Below are 16,426 nucleotides of genomic sequence, written 5' to 3' on the forward strand. Positions count from 1 at the left end.
GCACACCCTCCGTCGCGGAAGTTAGACTGCGGTGAGGCGATCGACCTGCCGTCGACGTCCCGCCTAGAAGAACGGGTTGTGGGCCTTCTCCTGACCGATCGTCGAGGGCGGGCCGTGACCAGGCATGACGACGGTGTCGTCGTCGAGCGCGAACAGCTTGAAGCGGATGTTGGCGAGCAGATCGTCGTAGGTCGAGACGTCGGCGAAGATGCCGCCGACCGAGCCCGCGAACAGCGTGTCGCCGGTGAAAACCGTCGAGCGGAACAGGAAACACGACGAGCCGTCGGTGTGACCAGGCGTGTGCAGCATGCGAATCGCGGCGTCCGTTCCGAACGGCAGCTCGTCCCCGTCGAGGATCGGAATGGCGCGTGACCCCAGGGCGCCGATCGCGCCGACGTCGGCTTTGTGCATGACGATCCGCGCTTCAGGGAACGCTCGTGCTACGTCGGCCGTCGCATCGCAGTGATCGGCGTGCTTGTGGGTGATCAGGATGTACCGCAGCGCGTAGGGTCCTTCGTTGACGGCGCGCATCAGGGTATCAGGATAGCCGGCGGGATCGATCAGCGCGGCCGTCCGGCCGTCTTCGAGAAAGAACAGGTAGCCGTTGGAAGGATGCGGGTCGTGCGGGTGATGGCGGACGTCGGGCGGCAGCTCCGCGCCGGGGTACCAACGGCGGGCGGTCGCATCGGCGAACTTGCCGGGGTCGAGCCGCAGCACGACGGCGATCGCGCGTGCTTGGTCCTCGGTCGGGACCCCGTCTCCGCGCAGCCAGGCCTGGACCGCGCCGGCATCGAGGCCGGTGCGCGACGCGAGCCCCGCGGCATCGACGCGATTCCCGCGCATCCCCTTGCGCAGGAGGTCGCTCGGGTCGTCTTCGAGCGGAATCCGTGGCCAGTCCACTACCAGAGCGCGCCCCGGCCGACCAAGATGTACAAAATCGGCCCGATTCCCCAGATCACCCCAACGATGGCCCAGATAATCTTCTCTATCGTGTCGAGATCATCGCGGCTCGCGATGTTGAGCCACATCAGGACGACGGCGATCGGGTGAAGGATTATTGCGAGCAGGATCTGCAGCAGGAGCTTCAACGCGTGCGGTCCTCCGAGGCAAGCGAACGGGGTGATCGTCTCGCGACGAGAACCGTGCTTCGTGCCCCAACCTCTCGCCCCCGCCGACGAGCAAGCGTGCGCCGGCTAGTCGCGGTGTGGGCGGGCAAATCGTCCGCGGCGGTGCTGCGTCGCGTCGGCGGGGGCGGCACGACGCTCCCCGGACGCATCGCCGCCACCATCGCGCCGCAGCTGCTCGGGCGTCTGCTGGCGCAGACGCCGACGGTGCTGGTCGCCGGAACGAACGGCAAGACGACGACGACGCGCTTGATCAGCGGCGTGTTGCGCGCGCGCGGCCGCCGCGTCGTCAGCAACGGCGAGGGGGCCAATCTCTTTCACGGTATCGTCTCGACCGCGACGCGCGCGGCGGACCTGCGCGGGCGCGTCGCCGCCGACGAGGCCGTGCTCGAAGTCGACGAGCTGACGCTGCCGCGCGTCGTCGCGCAGACCCGTCCGGCGCTGATCGTGCTCACCAACGTCTATCGCGATCAGCTCGACCGCTACGGCGAGGTCGATCGGGTCGTGCGCGCGTTCTCCGAAGCGATCGCCGCACTGCCGCGCGACGCCGTCATCGTGGCCAACGCCGACGATCCCCGGCTGGTCGAGATGGTGCGCGCCAGCGGCCGCGACGCCGTGTGGTTCGGCGTCGCGCACGAGGAGACGCGCCGCGAACCGTTTCTCGTCGACCGTCGTCTGTGCGCGTCGTGCGGCGAGATGTTGGCGCACGACGCGAGCGGGTTCCATTGCCGCAGCTGCGGCTTTTCGTCGCCGCCGACCCGGTTTCGCGCGACGATCCGGCGCACCGACGTCCCGGGTCTGCTGGTCGAGGTGAACGGCTTCACGATCGCCAGCCGTCTGCAGGGCGACGTCAACGCGGCCAACCTGGCGGCGGCGTTCGCGGCGGTGACCGCGCTGGGCGTCCCGGAGGACGACGCGGCGGCGCTGCTGGCCGACGTCGAGCCGCCCTACGGCCGGTACGAGATCGTCGAGGTCGAAGGCCGCCGCGCGACCCTGGTGCTGCTCAAGAATCCGGTCGGCTTCAACGTCTTTCTCGACGAGCTGGTCCGCGGGCGCGAACCGGCGCGCGTGCTGCTGGCGATCAACGATCTACCCGCCGACGGCGAAGACCTGTCCTGGATGTGGGACGTCGATTTCGAGCGGCTGGCGGAACGCGGCGGGCTCGAGCTGATCGTCGCGGGCCGGCGCTACGAGGACGTGGTGCTGCGCCTCAAGTACGCGGGCATCGAGCCGGCGCGCGCGAGCGGCGACCTCGACGCCGCCGTGCAGCGCGAGCTGCGCCGTCCCAGCGAGCTGCCGCTGATCATGATGTGCACGTACACCGCCATGATGCAGGCGCGCGCGCGTTTGCAGAACGACGGCTTGGCCGCGAACTACTGGTCGCGATGAAGCCGCTCGTGCTGGGTTGGCTGTACGCCGACTACCTCAACGTCTACGGCGATCGCGGCAACGTCATCGCGCTCTCGCGCCGGCTCGAGTGGCGCGGCTACGACGTGCAGGTCGTACGGATCGGGAAGGGTGCCGCGTCGGAGCTCGACGATCTCGATCTCGCGTTCATCGGCGGCGGCCAGGATCTCGAGCAAGAGCGCATCCACGACGACTTCGTCGCCACCAAAGCCGAGCCGCTGCGGCGCCTGGTCGAGCAGGATCTGCCCGTGCTCGGCGTCTGCGCCGGATATCAGCTGCTCGGGCGAGCGTACGTGACGCCGGCTGGCCGCGAGCTGCCCGGCGGCGGCATCCTCGACGTCGTCAGCCAGTCGCACGGGGTGCGGTTCGTCGGCGACGCGATCTGGGAGTCGGTCCTCCCCGGGCTCGAAGGCGAGCAGCTGGTCGGGTTCGAGAACCACGGCGGCCGCACGTTCCTGGGCGACGCCCAGCCGCTGGCGCGGGTGGTGCGGGGCTACGGCAACAACGGCCAGGACCGCACCGCGGGCGCCTGGCGCCGCAACGTCATCGGCACGTACCTGCATGGGGCGCTGCTGCCGCGCAACCCGGCCCTGACGGACTGGCTCATCGGCCGCGCGCTGGGCCGTCGCGGCATCGATCCCGGCCTCGCCCTGCTCGACGACGCGGTCGAGTCGGCCGCCCACGACTACGTCATCCGCGCGCCCGCCCGTCAGCACACCCTGCGCTGACCTCGCCGGCCCGGAGAGCGAACCGGACGCAACCCGCCCCGGGTTGAAGAGACCGGAATGTCTGCCCCCACCCACGCCAAGGTCGCCGTCATCGGCTCCGGCCCGGCCGGCCTCACCGCGGCGATCTACGCCGGCCGCGCCAACCTGGCGCCGCTCGTCTTCGCCGGTCACATGTACGGGGGGCAGCTGATGCTGACGACCGAGGTCGAGAACTACCCCGGCTTCGCCGAGGGGATTCTCGGCCCGGATCTGATGGAAGCGTTCCGCGCCCAAGCCGAGCGTTTCGGCGCGGTGATCCACAACGTCGACGTGACGTCGGTCGACTTCTCGGTACGCCCGTTCGTGCTGCGTACCGACGAGGAGACCTACACCGCCGACAGCGTGATCGTCGCGACCGGCGCGAGCGCGCGCTGGCTCGACATCCCCGGCGAGGCGCGCCTGCGCGGGCGCGGCGTGTCGACCTGCGCGACCTGCGACGGCGCGTTCTTCCGCGAGAAGAAGATCGTCGTCGTCGGCGGCGGCGACTCGGCGATGGAAGAGGCGATCTTCCTCACCCGCTTCGGCAGCAGCGTCACGCTGGTCCACCGGCGCGACCACTTCCGCGCCTCGAAGATCATGGCCGACCGCGCGCTGGCGCACCCCAAGATCGACGTCATCTGGAACAGCGCCGTCGTCGAAGTGGTCGGCGAGGACGCGACGACCGCGTTGAAGGTCAAGAACGTCGTCAGCGGCGAGGAATCGGTCCTGCCGGCCGACGCGCTGTTCATCGCGATCGGGCACGACCCGAACACCGCGATCTTCCGCGATCAGCTCGAGCTCGACGAGGCCGGCTACATCAGCAGTGTGGACGGCGTGCTTACCAACATCGAGGGCGTGTTCGTGGCGGGCGACGTCTACGACATCCGCTACAAACAGGCGATCACCGCGGCGGGCTCGGGCTGCAAAGCGGCGCTCGAAGCCGAGAAGTACCTCGAGGAGCGCGAAGCCGCGCACGCCACGGCCCTGGCGCGATGACCGCGCAGGACGATCCGAGCGGCGTGCCGGTCACCCAAGAGTACCCGCACGCGCAGGACGTCTTCCGCGCGATGGACGGCCTGGACGCGCTGCACCTCATGCAGCGCGGCGAGACGCCGCAGACGCCGCTCTCGCGCTGGATGAACTTCACGCTCGAGAAAGTCGAGCGGGGCGCCGTCACCTTCGGCATGATGCCGAAGGAAGAGTTCTACAACCTGATCGGCTCGGTGCACGGCGGCATCATCACGACGCTGATGGACACCGCGCTGGGGACCGCGGTGCAGTCGCTCTTGCCGGCCGGTCAGGTCGCGACGACGATGGATCTGCAGACGCGCTTCCACCGTCCGGTGACGGTCGAGACCGGCAAGGTCTTCGCCGAAGCGAAGGTCGTCCACGCCGGTCGTCGCACCGCCACCTCCGAAGCTAAGCTCGTCGACGCGAAGGGAAGGGTCTACGCGACCGGAACCTCGACGCTCATGATCCTCCGCGACGAACCCAAGAACGCATAGTGCCCGGTCCGCGACTGGCCGGCAAATTCGCGCTGATCACCGGCGGCGCGAGCGGTATCGGATGGGCGACCGCGCAGCGGTTCGCCGAAGAGGGTGCGCAGGTTGCGCTGGCCGACCTCAACGACGCGGCCGCGCAGAAGCTGGCCGCCACGAACCCCGCTTTCTTCGCCGTGCACCTCGACGTGACCGACGAGGTCAGTTGGGAGCACGCGATGGCCGCGACGCTCGCGCGCTTCGGGCGGCTGGACATCCTGCTCAACAGCGCCGGCATCGCACCCTTGGGCGACGTCGAGAAGGAGACGCTCGAGCAGTTCCGCCGCGTGATGGCGGTCAACGTCGACGGCGTGTTCCTGGGCTGTCGTGCCGGCGTCCTGGCGATGAAAGACCACGGCGGTTCGATCATCAACATGTCGTCGGTGTCGGGGCTGATCGGCGGCAACAACATCGTCGCCTACAACGCCTCGAAAGGCGCGGTGCGCCTGCTGACCAAGTCGGTCGCGCTGCACTGTGCGCGCAAACGCTACGGCATCCGCTGCAACTCCGTGCACCCGACGTTCGTCGAGACGCCGATGCTGCTGGACGGTCTCAATCGCCGCCCCGAGGGCGAGCGCGAACGGATCGAGAGCGCGTTGCGCAATCAGGTCCCGCTGGGCCGCTTCGCCAAGCCGGTAGAGATCGCCGACCTGATCGTCTATCTCGCCTCGGACGAATCGCAGTTCGTCACCGGCGCCGAGCACGTCATCGACGGCGGTATGACCGCCGGCTTCTAGTGATCGACGTCGAGCAGTTCTTCGCCGTCGACGTTCGTATCGGGACGATCCTCGCCGCGGAGCCGTTCCCCGAGGTGCGCAAGCCGGCGTTCAAGCTGACGATCGACTTCGGCGCCGAGATCGGCACCAAACGCTCGAGCGCGCAGATCACCGTCCACTATACCTGCGACGAGCTGGTCGGCCGCCAAGTCGCCGCGGTGGTCAATCTCCCACCGCGGCGCATCGGCCCGTTCGTCTCGGAGGTGCTCACCCTCGGCTTCCCCGACGCCGAGGGTGCCGTCGTGCTGTTCTCCCCGGACCTGCCGGTCCCGAACGGCGCGCGGTTATACTGACGAGGTATTGAGTGCTTCACCTCATTCGTGCTACAATGTAGCACGAATGAGGTGAAGCTTCCGGACCTCGCTTTCAGCGAGTACTTCTACGATCACAACCACCAGCACAATATAACCGCTGAAGATGTGCTCGACGCGGTAGTGGATTATCTGCGAAGAAGCGGAAGGATTTTTGTGGGTGCTTTCTGCCTTCCCATCGGGTGAGGCGGACGTGAAGCGTGCCCGCGCCGTACGCGTTGGAGAAGACAATGACAAGACGAGCAGGTGAGCTGGTCGAAGGCGATGAGTCGCTTTGGCACGACGCCTCGATATTGTCGGCGCGGGAAACGAAGGACGCGAAGATTCACGTTACGCTGCGTCTTGACCCCGCCGTCTATCGAGCGGTCCTAAGTGAGAAACGACGCGAAAAAGATCGTACGATAACTGCTACGATCGAGCGTTTGCTCAAACGTGGGCTCGATGCGGCGATGTCGGCCTCGCCGGACGTACTCGATACGTATTTTGACTACGTTCGAAACTTGGCGATGCACAGCGCTGCACAAGATGCCCTCATCGAATGCATTCTTGCGCACCTGAAGCCTCAATCAAAAAGAGACAAGGCGCTGATCGTTCAGTTCCAACGATCGCGCCTTGTCTCGGAGAAGCTCTTCAGCCCCCTGTGGAAGGCAAAATCCGGTCAGTCTAGGCCGGAACCTTCGGGACCAGCGCGGGCGCGCCGAGTGACTCGATGACGGCGCGCTGGATCGGTTCCGTTGCGGCGTTGATCGCTTCGACGGGCGGGGTGTGCGGCGTGACGGTACGGAACGGGCGCGTGCCGGCGGGCGCGTTAGCGAGCCGGAGCACGACGTCGGCGACGTCCTGCGGGTCGTTGTCCTTGCCGCGCTCGACGATGCGCTGCATCGCGTTGGCGCTCATGGCCGCCAGCTCCGGACCGTAGGACCGCTCGCGGGCCTCGTCGTCGGGACGGGCGGGCTTGCCGATGATCTCGGTCGGGTACGCGCCCGGCTCGACGATCGCGACGTCGACGTCGAACGGCGCCAGCTCGTACTGCGCGGCCTGTGCCAGCGCTTCGAGCGCCCACTTCGAGGAGTCGTAGATGCCGCCGAACGGGAACACCAGCCGGCCGACGACCGACGAGATGAAGATCACCAGGCCGTTCTTGCGCTCGCGCATGGCGGGCAAGAAGGCGCGGTTGACACGCAGCGGGCCGAAGACGTTGGTCGCGTAGAGCTGCTCGACGCGCTGCGGCGTGAACGCTTCCTGGACGCCGAACCAGGCGACGCCGGCGTTGTTGACGAGGACGTCGATCGCGCCGACCTCCTCTTGGATCGCGGTGGCCGCCTTCTCGACGGAGGCGTCGTCGGTGACGTCGAGCTCGACGACGTCGATGCCGGCGTCGCGCAGGCGGCCCGCGGCGGCGGCGTTCGCGCCCGCGACGTTGCGCATGGTCGCGAACACGCGCCAGCCGTCGGCGTGCAGCGTTTGCGCCGTCAGGGCGCCGAATCCGGTGCTCGCACCGGTGATCAGGATGGTCTTCTTCTCAGCCATGAGGCCCCCACGGTAGCATCGTGACTTGCAAAATGAAAGGTACGTACTGCGAGGTTAGCTTGTTCCCGAGCGGGACCTTTAGCCGAAGGGCTGCTAGCGGGCGGCGTCGCGGGCGCGCAGGTCCTCGGCGTACGCGGCGTCGATCAGGTCGGCGTAGCGCTTCTCGACCACGCGGCGCTTGATCTTGAGCGTCGGGGAGAGTTCCCCGTCCTCGATGGTCAGCTCGCGCGGGAGGATCGCGACGCGGCGGATCTGCTCGTAGGCGGCGAGGTCCTTGGTGTTCTCGGTGACCTCGCACACGACGTACTCGCGCACGCGCGGGTTCTGCGCCATCTCGGCCGTCGTCATCGACTCCGGCAGATCGAGCTCGGTACGGAGCAGGTTCCAGCTCGGCGCGACCAGCGCCATCGGGTGCGGGCGCTCCGCGCCCGCGACCATCACCTGCGCGATCGAGATCGAGCGTTTGATGGCGGTCTCGATGCGGGCCGGTGAGATCCACTTGCCGCCGCTGGTCTTGAAGATCTCGCGCTTGCGATCGGTGATGCGCAAATGCGTGCCGGCGAACTCGCCGATGTCGCCGGTGCGGAACCACCCGTCGGCGGTGAACGGCTGCTCCGCGGGCGGCAGCTTGTAGTAGCCCAGCATGACGTTGGGGCCTTTGACGAGCACCTCGCCGTCCTCGTCGAGCTTGACCTCGACGTGGCTGATCGGCGTGCCGACCGTGCCGAGCTCGTTGTCGTCGGGGCGGTTGACGGTCACCACCGGTGAGGTCTCGGTCATGCCGTAGCCTTCGAGGACGTCGAGTCCCATCGCCGCCAGCGTGAGGGCGGTGTCGCGGTGCAGCGGCGCGCTGCCGCTGACGAAGTAGCGCAGGCGGTCCAGACCCAGCCGTGGGCGGATGCGTTTGAGGACGAGGGCGTTGGCCAGCGCGTGTTGCGCGCGCAGCGCCGGGGCGATCGTGCCGCCCTCGCGCTTGGCGCGCTCGTACGCGGTTCCGATCTCGAGCGCCCACGGGACGAGGCGCGCTTGCGCGCCGCCGGCGCTGCGCGCGTTGCCGACGATCCCCGCCAGCAGCCGCTCGAAGATGCGCGGCACGAACGCGACGTAGTGCGGCCGCACCGCGCGCAGGTCTTCCAACAAATGGTCGGGCGTGGTGACGTAGTGCGTGAGCAGGTTGTAGAGATACCCCAGCGCGTCGGTGTGCTCGAAGATGTGCGCCAGCGGCAAGACCGAGAGTCCCACCTCGCCTTCGTGCAGCCCGCTGGACGCGGGGTCGTAGGCGTCGACGACGTTGGACACCAGGTTGCGGTGCGAGAGCATCACGCCTTTGGGCGTGCCGGTGGTCCCCGAGGTGTAGATCAGCACGGCCAGGTCGTCGAGCTTGCCGTCAGCGGTGAAGCCCGCCAGCGCACCGGGGTCGGCGTCGAGCAGGGCTTCGCCCTCGGCGATCAGCGCCTGCAGACCGGTCTCCGTGGTGCTGTCGAGCGCGACCAGCGCCGGGGCGGACGGCACCGCCTGGCCGATCCGCTCGGCCGCGCCGGTGTCGCCGACGAACGCCAGCTTGGCCGCGCTGTCGGCCAGGATGTAGCCGAGCTGGTCGTCGGCGGTGGTCGCGAAGACCGGCACGACCACGGCGCCGGCGTAGAGGATCCCGAAGTCCGCCAGCAGCCAGGCGAGCGAGTTCTCGGCGACGAGCGCCACCCGGTCCCCGAAACCGACGCCGCGGGCACGCAGCGCGTAGGCGATCGCGGCCGCCCGGCGGTGGACGTCGGCCGCACTGAGCGCGGTGGTGCGGCCGCCGACCCGTTCCGCCAAGGCGATCGAACGGGGGTGGGACAGGCGCTCGGCGATGAACGCCGGCAGCGTCGGCAGCGCGTCGGAAGGGGACATCGACACCTCGAGGCGGACCGGTCGGGAAAGGGTGGGGATGGCCCTTGACGGCTTAACCCTAACCTATTATGAATAATATATGTCGATGCGGTCAAGGGCGGCGCAAGCCGTTTCCGAGGACGCCGGGGACGATCCCGGCGACCTGCCGGCGCTGTGGGGCGACCGCATCTTCACCGGTGAGGTCAAAACCAAGACGGTGTTTCCCGCTCTGGTCCTCTCGATGCTGCACGCCCAGCCCGACAGCGGCTACCGGCTCATGCAGCGGATCGCCGGCCTGAGCGGCATCTTCTCGGTCAACCCGAACACCGTCTACCCGCTCTTGCGGCGGCTCGAAGAGCGGGGCTTCATCCGCGGCGAGCTCGACGCCACCACCAAGCGCGGCACCACGGTCTACTCGATCACCGAGGCGGGCGAAGAACGCCTCGATCGCATCAAGATCAACTTCAAGCCCTACCTGACCAATCTGATCGCGGCCCTGCAGCAAGTGCGCCGCGACTTGTACGGAGAGACGTCATGAGCACCTACCGCGCGCCGTTGCGCGACATGCAGTTCGTCCTGCGCGAGCTCGCGGACGCCGAGGCGATCGCGAAGCTCCCCGGTTTCGAGGACACGACCGACGTCCTCGACGCGATCCTCGACGAAGCGTCGACGTTCGCGACCGAGGTTCTCGACCCGATCAACCAGAGCGGCGACAAAGAGGGCTGCAGCTGGAACGACGGCGTCGTGACGACGCCCAAGGGCTTCAAAGAGGCGTACACCAGCTTCGCCAAAGCGGGTTGGATCGGGTTGCCCGTCTCGCCGGAATTCGGCGGTCAGGGCCTGCCCTCGCTCATGCTCGGGCCGACGCTCGAGATGTGGAACGCCGCTAACGTCGGCTTCGCCAACGGTCCGCTGCTCAACCAGGGCGCGATCGAGGCGATCGAACAGTTCGGCAACGACGAGCAGAAGCAGAAGTTCATTCCGAAGCTCGTCAGCGGCGAGTGGACGGGAACGATGTGCCTGACCGAGCCGCAGGCCGGCTCCGATCTCGCGCAGGTCCGCACCCAGGCGATTCCCGAGGGCGATCACTACCGCATCAAGGGCCAGAAGATTTTCATCACGTTCGGCGAGCACGACATGGCGCCGAACATCATCCACTTGGTGCTCGCGCGTCTGCCCGACGCACCGCTGGGCACCAAGGGCATCTCGATGTTCATCGTCCCCAAGGTGATGGTCGGCGACGACGGTTCGCTGGGCGAGCGCAACGACGTCAAGTGCGCCGGCATCGAGCACAAGATGGGGATCAACGCCAACCCGACCTGCACGCTCAACTACGGCGAGGCGGGCCAAGGCGCGATCGGCTACCTTGTCGGTGAGGCGAACCGCGGCCTGGAGTACATGTTCGTGATGATGAACGCCGCGCGCTTCAGCGTGGGCGTGCAGGGTCTGGCGATCGCCGACCGTGCCTATCAGCACGCCGTCGAGTACGCCAAAGAGCGCATCCAGTTCCGCGACGCTGCCTCGCGCAGCCCCGAGCCGGTCGCGATCATCAAGCACCCCGACGTGCGGCGCATGCTGCTGTGGTGCAAGGCCAACGTCGAGGCGATGCGCGCCCTCTCGTACGTCACCGCAGCCTCGCTCGACCTGGCGCACAAGTCGCCCGACGAAGCGACCCGCAAGGAGCATCAGGCCTTCGTCGAGCTGATGATCCCGATCGTCAAGGGCTGGTGCACGGAGACCGCGCAAGACGTCGCGTCGACCGCGCTGCAAGTCTTCGGCGGCATGGGCTACATCGAAGAGACGGGCATCGCGCAGCAGTACCGCGACGTGCGCATCACGACGATCTACGAAGGCACCACCGGTATCCAGGCGCTCGACCTGGTCGGCCGCAAGCTGGTGCGCGACATGGGCGCCAGCGCGACCAAGGTCCTCAAGACGATCGGCAAGTTCGCAAAGCAGCTGGCCGAGTCGCCCAACAAGGACGTCGCCGCGCTCGCCGGCCCGCTCGGCGATGCCACGAAGGCGCTGGGCGAGACCGCGCAGTGGATCGGCATGAACGCGATGGGCGACCTCAACAAGGCCTTCGCCGCGTCGGTCCCGTTCATGAAGTTCTTCGGCGTCGTCGCCGGCGGCTGGCAGCTCCTCCGCGGCGCGGAGATCGCGGCGCAGAAGCTGGCGGCGGGCGAGAGCGATCCGTTCTACACCGCCAAGATCCAGACCGCGACGTTCTACGCGCACCACGTCCTCAGCCAGGCGGCCTGGTACCAGAAGCAGATCACCGAAGGGTCGGGCGACGTCATGGCCGTCGGTGAGGAGGCGTTCGAAGTCGAGCGCCGCGCCCTGGTTACCGCCTAAACACAGCGAGTCGAAGTAGAAGAAGGCAATGAGCGAACTCACCCAACCGCAGTGGAAGGTTCGTGGCGAGGACGCCGGCAACGGCGTCCGCGTCATCACCCTCGACAGCCCGCCGGTCAACGCGCTTTCGTTCGCGCTGTGCGCGGAGCTGGTCGCGGCGATCCACGAAGCCGAGAACGACCCCAACGTCTCGACGGTCGTCATCACCGGCGCCAACGGCTTCTTGTCCGGCGGCGCGGACGTCAACGACCTCAACAACATCGACGCGCGTCCGGGCCCGGAGACGAAGACGGCGCGCGACGTCATGGCCGCCATCGAGCACGGCAAGAAGCTCTACGTCGCGGCCATCGACGGTCAGGCGCTGGGCGGCGGCTTCGAGCTGGCGCTGACGTGCGACTACCGCGTCGCGACGTCGAAGTCGCGCGTCGGCCTGCCGGAGATCAAGCTCGGCCTGCTGCCGGGGGCCGGCGGCACGCAGCGTCTGCCGCGCCTGGTCGGCGCGCAAGACGCGATGCAGATGATGCTCAAGGGCGAGAACGTCAAAGCGCCCGACGCCCTGCAGAAGAAGATGCTCGACGACGTCGTCGACGGCGACGTCGTCGCCGCGGCCAAGGCCTACGCCGGCAAGCCGAAGCGTCGTCTCTCGGCGCTGCAAGCCGGGCTGGGCATTCCGAACCTGGGCTTGTTCGCGACGCCGTTCGTCGTCGCGCAGGCGCACAAGATGGTGCCGCCCGAGGACAACGGCGGCTTGGCCGCCCACAAGCTGATCGACGCCGTGCAGGCCGCGGTCGAGCTGCCGTTCGAGCGCGGTCTCGCGCGCGAGTATCGCCTGTTCGACGAGCTGCTGGCCTCGAAGCCCTCGGCCGCGCTGCGCCACATCTTCTTCGCCGAGCGCGAGCTGGGCAAGGTGCCGGGCCTGCCGAAGACCGAGCCGCTGCCGATCAAGAAGGCCGCCGTCATCGGCGCCGGGACGATGGGCACCGGGATCGCGATCACCTTCGCCAGCGTCGGTATCCCGGTGACGGTCGTCGACATCAGCGAGGAACAGATCGCCAAGGCGCGCGAGCTGGTCTTCGGGACGTTCTCGTACCACGTGAAGAAGGGCCGGCTGACGCAGGAGCAGGCCTGGCAGCAGAGCCAGCTCGTGTCGTTCGAGTCGGACTATGACGAGATCAAAGACGTCGACGTCGTCGTCGAGGCGGTCGTCGAGCGGATGGACCTCAAGAAGCAGATCTTCCAGAAGCTCGACGCGACCGTCAAGCCGGAAGCGATTCTGGCCTCGAACACCTCGACGCTCGACATCGACGAGATGGCCGCGCAGACGAAGCGCCCCGACAAGGTCGTCGGCTTGCACTTCTTCGCGCCGGCCAACATCATGAAGCTGCTCGAGATCGTGCGCGGCAAGGACACCTCGGCGCAGACCCTGCAGACCGCGATCGCGCTCGGCAAGACGCTGCGCAAGGTCGCCGTCATCTCGGGCAACGCGTTCGGGTTCATCGGCAACCGGATGTTCTTCGACTACGCGCGCGAAGCGATGGCGCTGGCGACCGAAGGTGCAACGCCGACCCGCATCGATGCGGTCATGAAGGCTGCGGGGATGGCCATGGGGCCGTTCGCGACGTTCGACCTCTCCGGCGTGGACGTGTTCTACCACATCCAGAAGGAGCGGCCCGACTCGCTGGGCGCCAAGACCTCCGTCGTCGACACCATGTACGAGCGCAAGCGCTGGGGCCAGAAGACCGGCGGCGGTTTCCACGATTACGTCAAGGGCAACCGCGAGCCGCAGCGCTCCGAGGAGATCGAGCAGCTGTTCGCCGAGGACGCCAAGCGTCTGGGCGTCACGCCGCGCGAGATCTCCGACGAGGAGATCATCAACCGGCTGTGGCTGGCGCTGGCGAACGTCGGCGCCGACCTGCTCGAGAAGCAGATCGCGCTGCGGCCCGGCGACGAAGACATCGTCTTCATCTACGGCTACGGCTTCCCGCCCCACCACGGCGGCCCGATGTGGTACGTCGACGAGATCGGCGTGCAGAAGGCCGTCGACATCATGGAAGGCTACCGGTCGCAGTTCGGCGACCAGTGGACCCCCGCGCCGCTGCTGGTCGACATCGCCAAGCGCGGCGGCACCATCGCGAACGCAACCAAGGAGCTGACTCATGCCTGAGGCGGCAATCGTCTCAGCGGCGCGGACCCCGATCGGTCGGGCCTTCCGCGGCGCATTCAATCAAACGCACGGCGCGACGATGGCGGGACACGCCATCGAGCACGCGGTGCAACGTGCCGGCGTCGATCCGAACGAGATCGAAGACGTCGTCCTGGGCACCGGCTTGCCGGAAGGCGCGACCGGCCACAACATCGGCCGCGTCGCCGCGCTGCGCGCGGGCCTGCCGCTGCGCGTGCCCGGCACCACGATCAACCGCTACTGCGCCTCCGGGCTGCAGGCGATCTCGACGGCCGCCGGCCGCGTCGTCGCCGACGGCGTGAAGACGATCGTCGCGGGCGGCGTCGAGTCGATCTCGATGGTGCAGAACGACGTCAACACCAAGGGCTTCACCGAAGAGTGGATCCTGCGGCACGATCCCGACATCTACATGCCGATGCTGCAGACCGCCGACTTCGTCGCCAAGAAGTACGACATCTCGCGCGAGCGACAGGACGAGTACTCGCTGCAGTCGCAGCAGCGCGTCGCCGCGGCGCAACAGGCGGGTCGCTTCGACGCGGAGATCGTCCCGCTGCAGAGCTGGAAGCTGATCGAGCACAAGGAAGACGGCTCGTTCTCCGAAGAGCAGGTCACGCTGCTCAAGGACGAGGGGAACCGTCCCGATACGACACTCGAGGGCCTCTCCTCGCTCAAGGGCGTGATCGACAAGAACTCTTCGATCACGGCGGGCAACAGCTCTCAGCTCTCGGACGGCGCGGCCGCCGTCGTCATCATGGACGCCGACGAAGCGCGTACGCGGGGCATCAACCCGCTGGGCTTCTACCGCGGCATGGTCGTGGCGGGCTGCGAGCCCGGCGAGATGGGCATCGGTCCGGTCTTCGCCGTACCGGAGCTGCTGCGCCGCCACAACCTCAAGATCGACGACATCGGCCTGTGGGAGCTCAACGAGGCGTTCGCGGTGCAGACCGTCTACTGCCGCGACACGCTGGGCATCCCCAACGAGCGCTTCAACGTCGACGGCGGCGCGATCTCGATCGGCCACCCGTACGGCGTCTCGGGCGCCCGCATGGTCATGCACGCCCTGATCGAAGGCAAGCGCCGCAGCGCGAAGTACGTCGTCGTGACGATGTGCATCGGCGGCGGCATGGGCGCCGCCGGTCTATTCGAAGTCAACTTGAACTAGGTCAGCGCGAGCGCGCTCCTCGCGCGGAAGGCGTGCCCGGCGGCACGCCTTCTTTTTCTTGTCAGTCGTCCGCGTGCGGCTTGACCGGTCCGGGCGCGCCATGCTAAGGTAGTTCGTGACGAACGATCTGGACGAGGTGAGTGCGGAGGTCGGGCGTCTGTACCCCGCGGTCTATCATCGCTTCCACGTCTCGAAGCAGCGTCTGCCGGGATCCGATCTGACGCCGCGCATGCTGTGGATCATGCAGCATCTCGCGTCGGTCGGGCCGTCGACGCTCGGCGAGCTGGCGGAAGCGTCGGGCACGAAGAAGTCGACCGCGACCGAACTGGTCGACCGGCTCGAGGCGAAGGGCTACGTGGCACGGATGCGCGACGATCGCGATGCACGTCGCGTCTTCGTCGGGCTGACCGTCGAGGGCGAACGTCGCGCGAAGCGCGCGCCGAGCGTCCTCGAGGAAGATTCGCTGCGCGCGGCGCTCGCGCGCATGACGCCGGACGATCGCGAAGCGCTCGTCCGAGGGATGCGCGCGCTCGTGCGCGCCGGTGAGGAGAACGACGATGCACTGTGAGAGCTGCGGCTACGCGATGAACGACGCTGAGGATCACGCCCCGGGCGACCCGCATAGCCGCCATTGCAAATACTGCAGCAAGCCGGACGGCACGCTGCAAGACTTCGCCGAGCGGTTCGAGCGCATGGTGCAGTGGGCGCTGCGGCAGGACGGTCTCGATCGACCGGCGGCGGAAGCGAAGACGAAGGCCTACATGCGCACGATGCCGCTCTGGAAAGACCATCCGGCACTGGCCGAAGCGTAGCGCGCACGATGGGGCGTGAAGCGCGCTGCTATGCGCGCTGGGGAGAGCACGCCGGCGAGGTGACGGTTCAGATCGAACCGCCGGACCTGATCGCGCGCGGCGCGTTTCGCGTTCGTGCGCCGTTGGCTACGCTCGTCGGCGTTCGCGCCGAGAACGGGACGGTGCGCTGCTCCACGGCAGGCGAGGAGATCGTGCTCGATCTCGGCGCGACCCTCGCACCGCGCTGGGCGGCGGCGCTCGTCGCCGCGCCGCCCTCGCTTGCGAAGAAGCTCAGCGTCGGACCGACGACGCGCGTGTGGGTCAGCGGAGACATCGACGACGACGAGCTGGCGAGCGCGCTCGACGGGGTGCCCCGCGCTGCGCGAGCGTCGGCTGCCGAGATGCTGATCGTGCGCACCGACGATGCGGGCGCCCTACGCACCGCGCTCGGCAAGGCCGGCCCCGCACTCGCCGCCGGCGTGGCCCTATGGGTCGTCTACGTGAAGGGCAAGAACGCGCCGCTCGGAGAGACCGCCGTTCGAGCGATGCTGCGCGGTGAAGGTCTGATCGACCGGAAAGTCGCAGCCGTGTCGGCGCGCCTGACTGCCCTGCAGTTCACGCGCCGCAAAGGCTAG

General features: G+C 67.9%; 18 protein-coding genes. 14 read left to right on the forward strand and 4 right to left on the reverse strand.

The annotated features are described in order from the left end of the window. Nucleotides 1-63: 63 nt before the first annotated feature. Both VMD91_14080 and VMD91_14085 read right to left on the reverse strand, forming a co-directional pair. Nucleotides 64-900, reverse strand: a complete 837-nt coding sequence (locus tag VMD91_14080) for an MBL fold metallo-hydrolase (protein HTW85193.1) — start codon at nt 898-900, stop codon at nt 64-66. Then, the gene (locus VMD91_14085; GenBank protein HTW85194.1) at nt 900-1,088 is read right to left on the reverse strand and encodes a hypothetical protein; all 189 of its coding nucleotides are present in this window, start codon (nt 1,086-1,088) and stop codon (nt 900-902) included. The genes VMD91_14080 and VMD91_14085 overlap by 1 nt, the downstream gene beginning before the upstream one ends. A 96-nt stretch (nt 1,089-1,184) precedes the next feature. Between VMD91_14085 and VMD91_14090 the strand changes: the two genes are divergently transcribed. From VMD91_14090 to VMD91_14120, 7 genes are all read left to right on the forward strand, one after another. Beyond that, nucleotides 1,185-2,513 (forward strand): MurT ligase domain-containing protein, encoded by a 1,329-nt coding sequence (locus tag VMD91_14090; protein HTW85195.1) that lies wholly within the window; start codon nt 1,185-1,187, stop codon nt 2,511-2,513. Continuing rightward, nucleotides 2,510-3,259: a hypothetical protein gene (locus VMD91_14095; protein HTW85196.1), complete on the forward strand. Its 750-nt coding sequence runs from the start codon at nt 2,510-2,512 to the stop codon at nt 3,257-3,259. Before VMD91_14090 ends, VMD91_14095 begins: the two co-directional genes overlap by 4 nt. 57 nt (nt 3,260-3,316) lie before the next feature. Further along, complete coding sequence (gene trxB / locus VMD91_14100; GenBank protein ID HTW85197.1) at nt 3,317-4,273, forward strand: thioredoxin-disulfide reductase; 957 nt, start codon at nt 3,317-3,319, stop codon at nt 4,271-4,273. Then, on the forward strand, nt 4,270-4,782 hold the full coding sequence (locus VMD91_14105; protein ID HTW85198.1) for a PaaI family thioesterase: 513 nt from the start codon (nt 4,270-4,272) through the stop codon (nt 4,780-4,782). The genes trxB and VMD91_14105 overlap by 4 nt, the downstream gene beginning before the upstream one ends. Continuing rightward, nucleotides 4,782-5,552 carry a glucose 1-dehydrogenase gene (locus VMD91_14110; GenBank protein ID HTW85199.1) on the forward strand — a complete coding sequence of 257 codons (771 nt, stop codon included), beginning with the start codon at nt 4,782-4,784 and terminating at the stop codon, nt 5,550-5,552. The genes VMD91_14105 and VMD91_14110 overlap by 1 nt, the downstream gene beginning before the upstream one ends. Continuing rightward, complete coding sequence (locus VMD91_14115; protein HTW85200.1) at nt 5,552-5,884, forward strand: tRNA-binding protein; 333 nt, start codon at nt 5,552-5,554, stop codon at nt 5,882-5,884. The genes VMD91_14110 and VMD91_14115 overlap by 1 nt, the downstream gene beginning before the upstream one ends. Nucleotides 5,885-6,102: 218 nt before the next feature. Beyond that, nucleotides 6,103-6,615, forward strand: a complete 513-nt coding sequence (locus tag VMD91_14120) for a hypothetical protein (GenBank protein HTW85201.1) — start codon at nt 6,103-6,105, stop codon at nt 6,613-6,615. Here VMD91_14120 and VMD91_14125 read toward each other — a convergent pair. Then, the gene (locus tag VMD91_14125; GenBank protein ID HTW85202.1) at nt 6,566-7,432 is read right to left on the reverse strand and encodes an SDR family oxidoreductase; all 867 of its coding nucleotides are present in this window, start codon (nt 7,430-7,432) and stop codon (nt 6,566-6,568) included. The genes VMD91_14120 and VMD91_14125 overlap by 50 nt on opposite strands. Before the next feature lie 93 nt (nt 7,433-7,525). Next, nucleotides 7,526-9,322 carry a long-chain fatty acid--CoA ligase gene (locus VMD91_14130; GenBank protein ID HTW85203.1) on the reverse strand — a complete coding sequence of 599 codons (1,797 nt, stop codon included), beginning with the start codon at nt 9,320-9,322 and terminating at the stop codon, nt 7,526-7,528. Between the two features lie 85 nt (nt 9,323-9,407). On the opposite strand from VMD91_14130, the gene VMD91_14135 reads away from it, so the two are divergent. The 7 genes from VMD91_14135 to VMD91_14165 all read left to right on the forward strand — a co-directional run bounded on the left by VMD91_14135 (nt 9,408) and on the right by VMD91_14165 (nt 16,426). Further along, nucleotides 9,408-9,839 (forward strand): PadR family transcriptional regulator, encoded by a 432-nt coding sequence (locus VMD91_14135; GenBank protein ID HTW85204.1) that lies wholly within the window; start codon nt 9,408-9,410, stop codon nt 9,837-9,839. Next, on the forward strand, nt 9,836-11,656 hold the full coding sequence (locus VMD91_14140) for an acyl-CoA dehydrogenase C-terminal domain-containing protein (GenBank protein HTW85205.1): 1,821 nt from the start codon (nt 9,836-9,838) through the stop codon (nt 11,654-11,656). Before VMD91_14135 ends, VMD91_14140 begins: the two co-directional genes overlap by 4 nt. A 28-nt stretch (nt 11,657-11,684) precedes the next feature. Beyond that, complete coding sequence (locus VMD91_14145; GenBank protein ID HTW85206.1) at nt 11,685-13,820, forward strand: 3-hydroxyacyl-CoA dehydrogenase NAD-binding domain-containing protein; 2,136 nt, start codon at nt 11,685-11,687, stop codon at nt 13,818-13,820. Next, on the forward strand, nt 13,813-15,000 hold the full coding sequence (locus tag VMD91_14150) for an acetyl-CoA C-acyltransferase (GenBank protein ID HTW85207.1): 1,188 nt from the start codon (nt 13,813-13,815) through the stop codon (nt 14,998-15,000). Before VMD91_14145 ends, VMD91_14150 begins: the two co-directional genes overlap by 8 nt. Nucleotides 15,001-15,115: 115 nt before the next feature. Next, nucleotides 15,116-15,568, forward strand: a complete 453-nt coding sequence (locus VMD91_14155; protein ID HTW85208.1) for a MarR family winged helix-turn-helix transcriptional regulator — start codon at nt 15,116-15,118, stop codon at nt 15,566-15,568. Then, entirely contained in the window at nt 15,558-15,812 is a 255-nt protein-coding gene (locus VMD91_14160; GenBank protein HTW85209.1) for a zinc ribbon domain-containing protein, read from the forward strand. Before VMD91_14155 ends, VMD91_14160 begins: the two co-directional genes overlap by 11 nt. A gap of 8 nt (nt 15,813-15,820) precedes the next feature. Further along, nucleotides 15,821-16,426, forward strand: a complete 606-nt coding sequence (locus VMD91_14165) for a hypothetical protein (protein ID HTW85210.1) — start codon at nt 15,821-15,823, stop codon at nt 16,424-16,426.

Source organism: Candidatus Sulfotelmatobacter sp. (assembly GCA_035504415.1).
Lineage (GTDB): Bacteria > Vulcanimicrobiota > Vulcanimicrobiia > Vulcanimicrobiales > Vulcanimicrobiaceae > Vulcanimicrobium.

Coding starts and splice junctions, on each gene's coding strand:
- VMD91_14095 (HTW85196.1), top strand. CDS start 2,510: ATGAAGCCGCTCGTGCTGGGTTGGCTGTACGCCGACTACCTCAACGTC.
- VMD91_14160 (HTW85209.1), top strand. CDS start 15,558: ATGCACTGTGAGAGCTGCGGCTACGCGATGAACGACGCTGAGGATCAC.
- VMD91_14105 (HTW85198.1), top strand. CDS start 4,270: ATGACCGCGCAGGACGATCCGAGCGGCGTGCCGGTCACCCAAGAGTAC.
- VMD91_14125 (HTW85202.1), bottom strand. CDS start 7,432: ATGGCTGAGAAGAAGACCATCCTGATCACCGGTGCGAGCACCGGATTC.
- VMD91_14145 (HTW85206.1), top strand. CDS start 11,685: ATGAGCGAACTCACCCAACCGCAGTGGAAGGTTCGTGGCGAGGACGCC.
- VMD91_14150 (HTW85207.1), top strand. CDS start 13,813: ATGCCTGAGGCGGCAATCGTCTCAGCGGCGCGGACCCCGATCGGTCGG.
- VMD91_14140 (HTW85205.1), top strand. CDS start 9,836: ATGAGCACCTACCGCGCGCCGTTGCGCGACATGCAGTTCGTCCTGCGC.
- VMD91_14135 (HTW85204.1), top strand. CDS start 9,408: ATGCGGTCAAGGGCGGCGCAAGCCGTTTCCGAGGACGCCGGGGACGAT.
- VMD91_14130 (HTW85203.1), bottom strand. CDS start 9,322: ATGTCCCCTTCCGACGCGCTGCCGACGCTGCCGGCGTTCATCGCCGAG.
- VMD91_14165 (HTW85210.1), top strand. CDS start 15,821: ATGGGGCGTGAAGCGCGCTGCTATGCGCGCTGGGGAGAGCACGCCGGC.
- trxB (HTW85197.1), top strand. CDS start 3,317: ATGTCTGCCCCCACCCACGCCAAGGTCGCCGTCATCGGCTCCGGCCCG.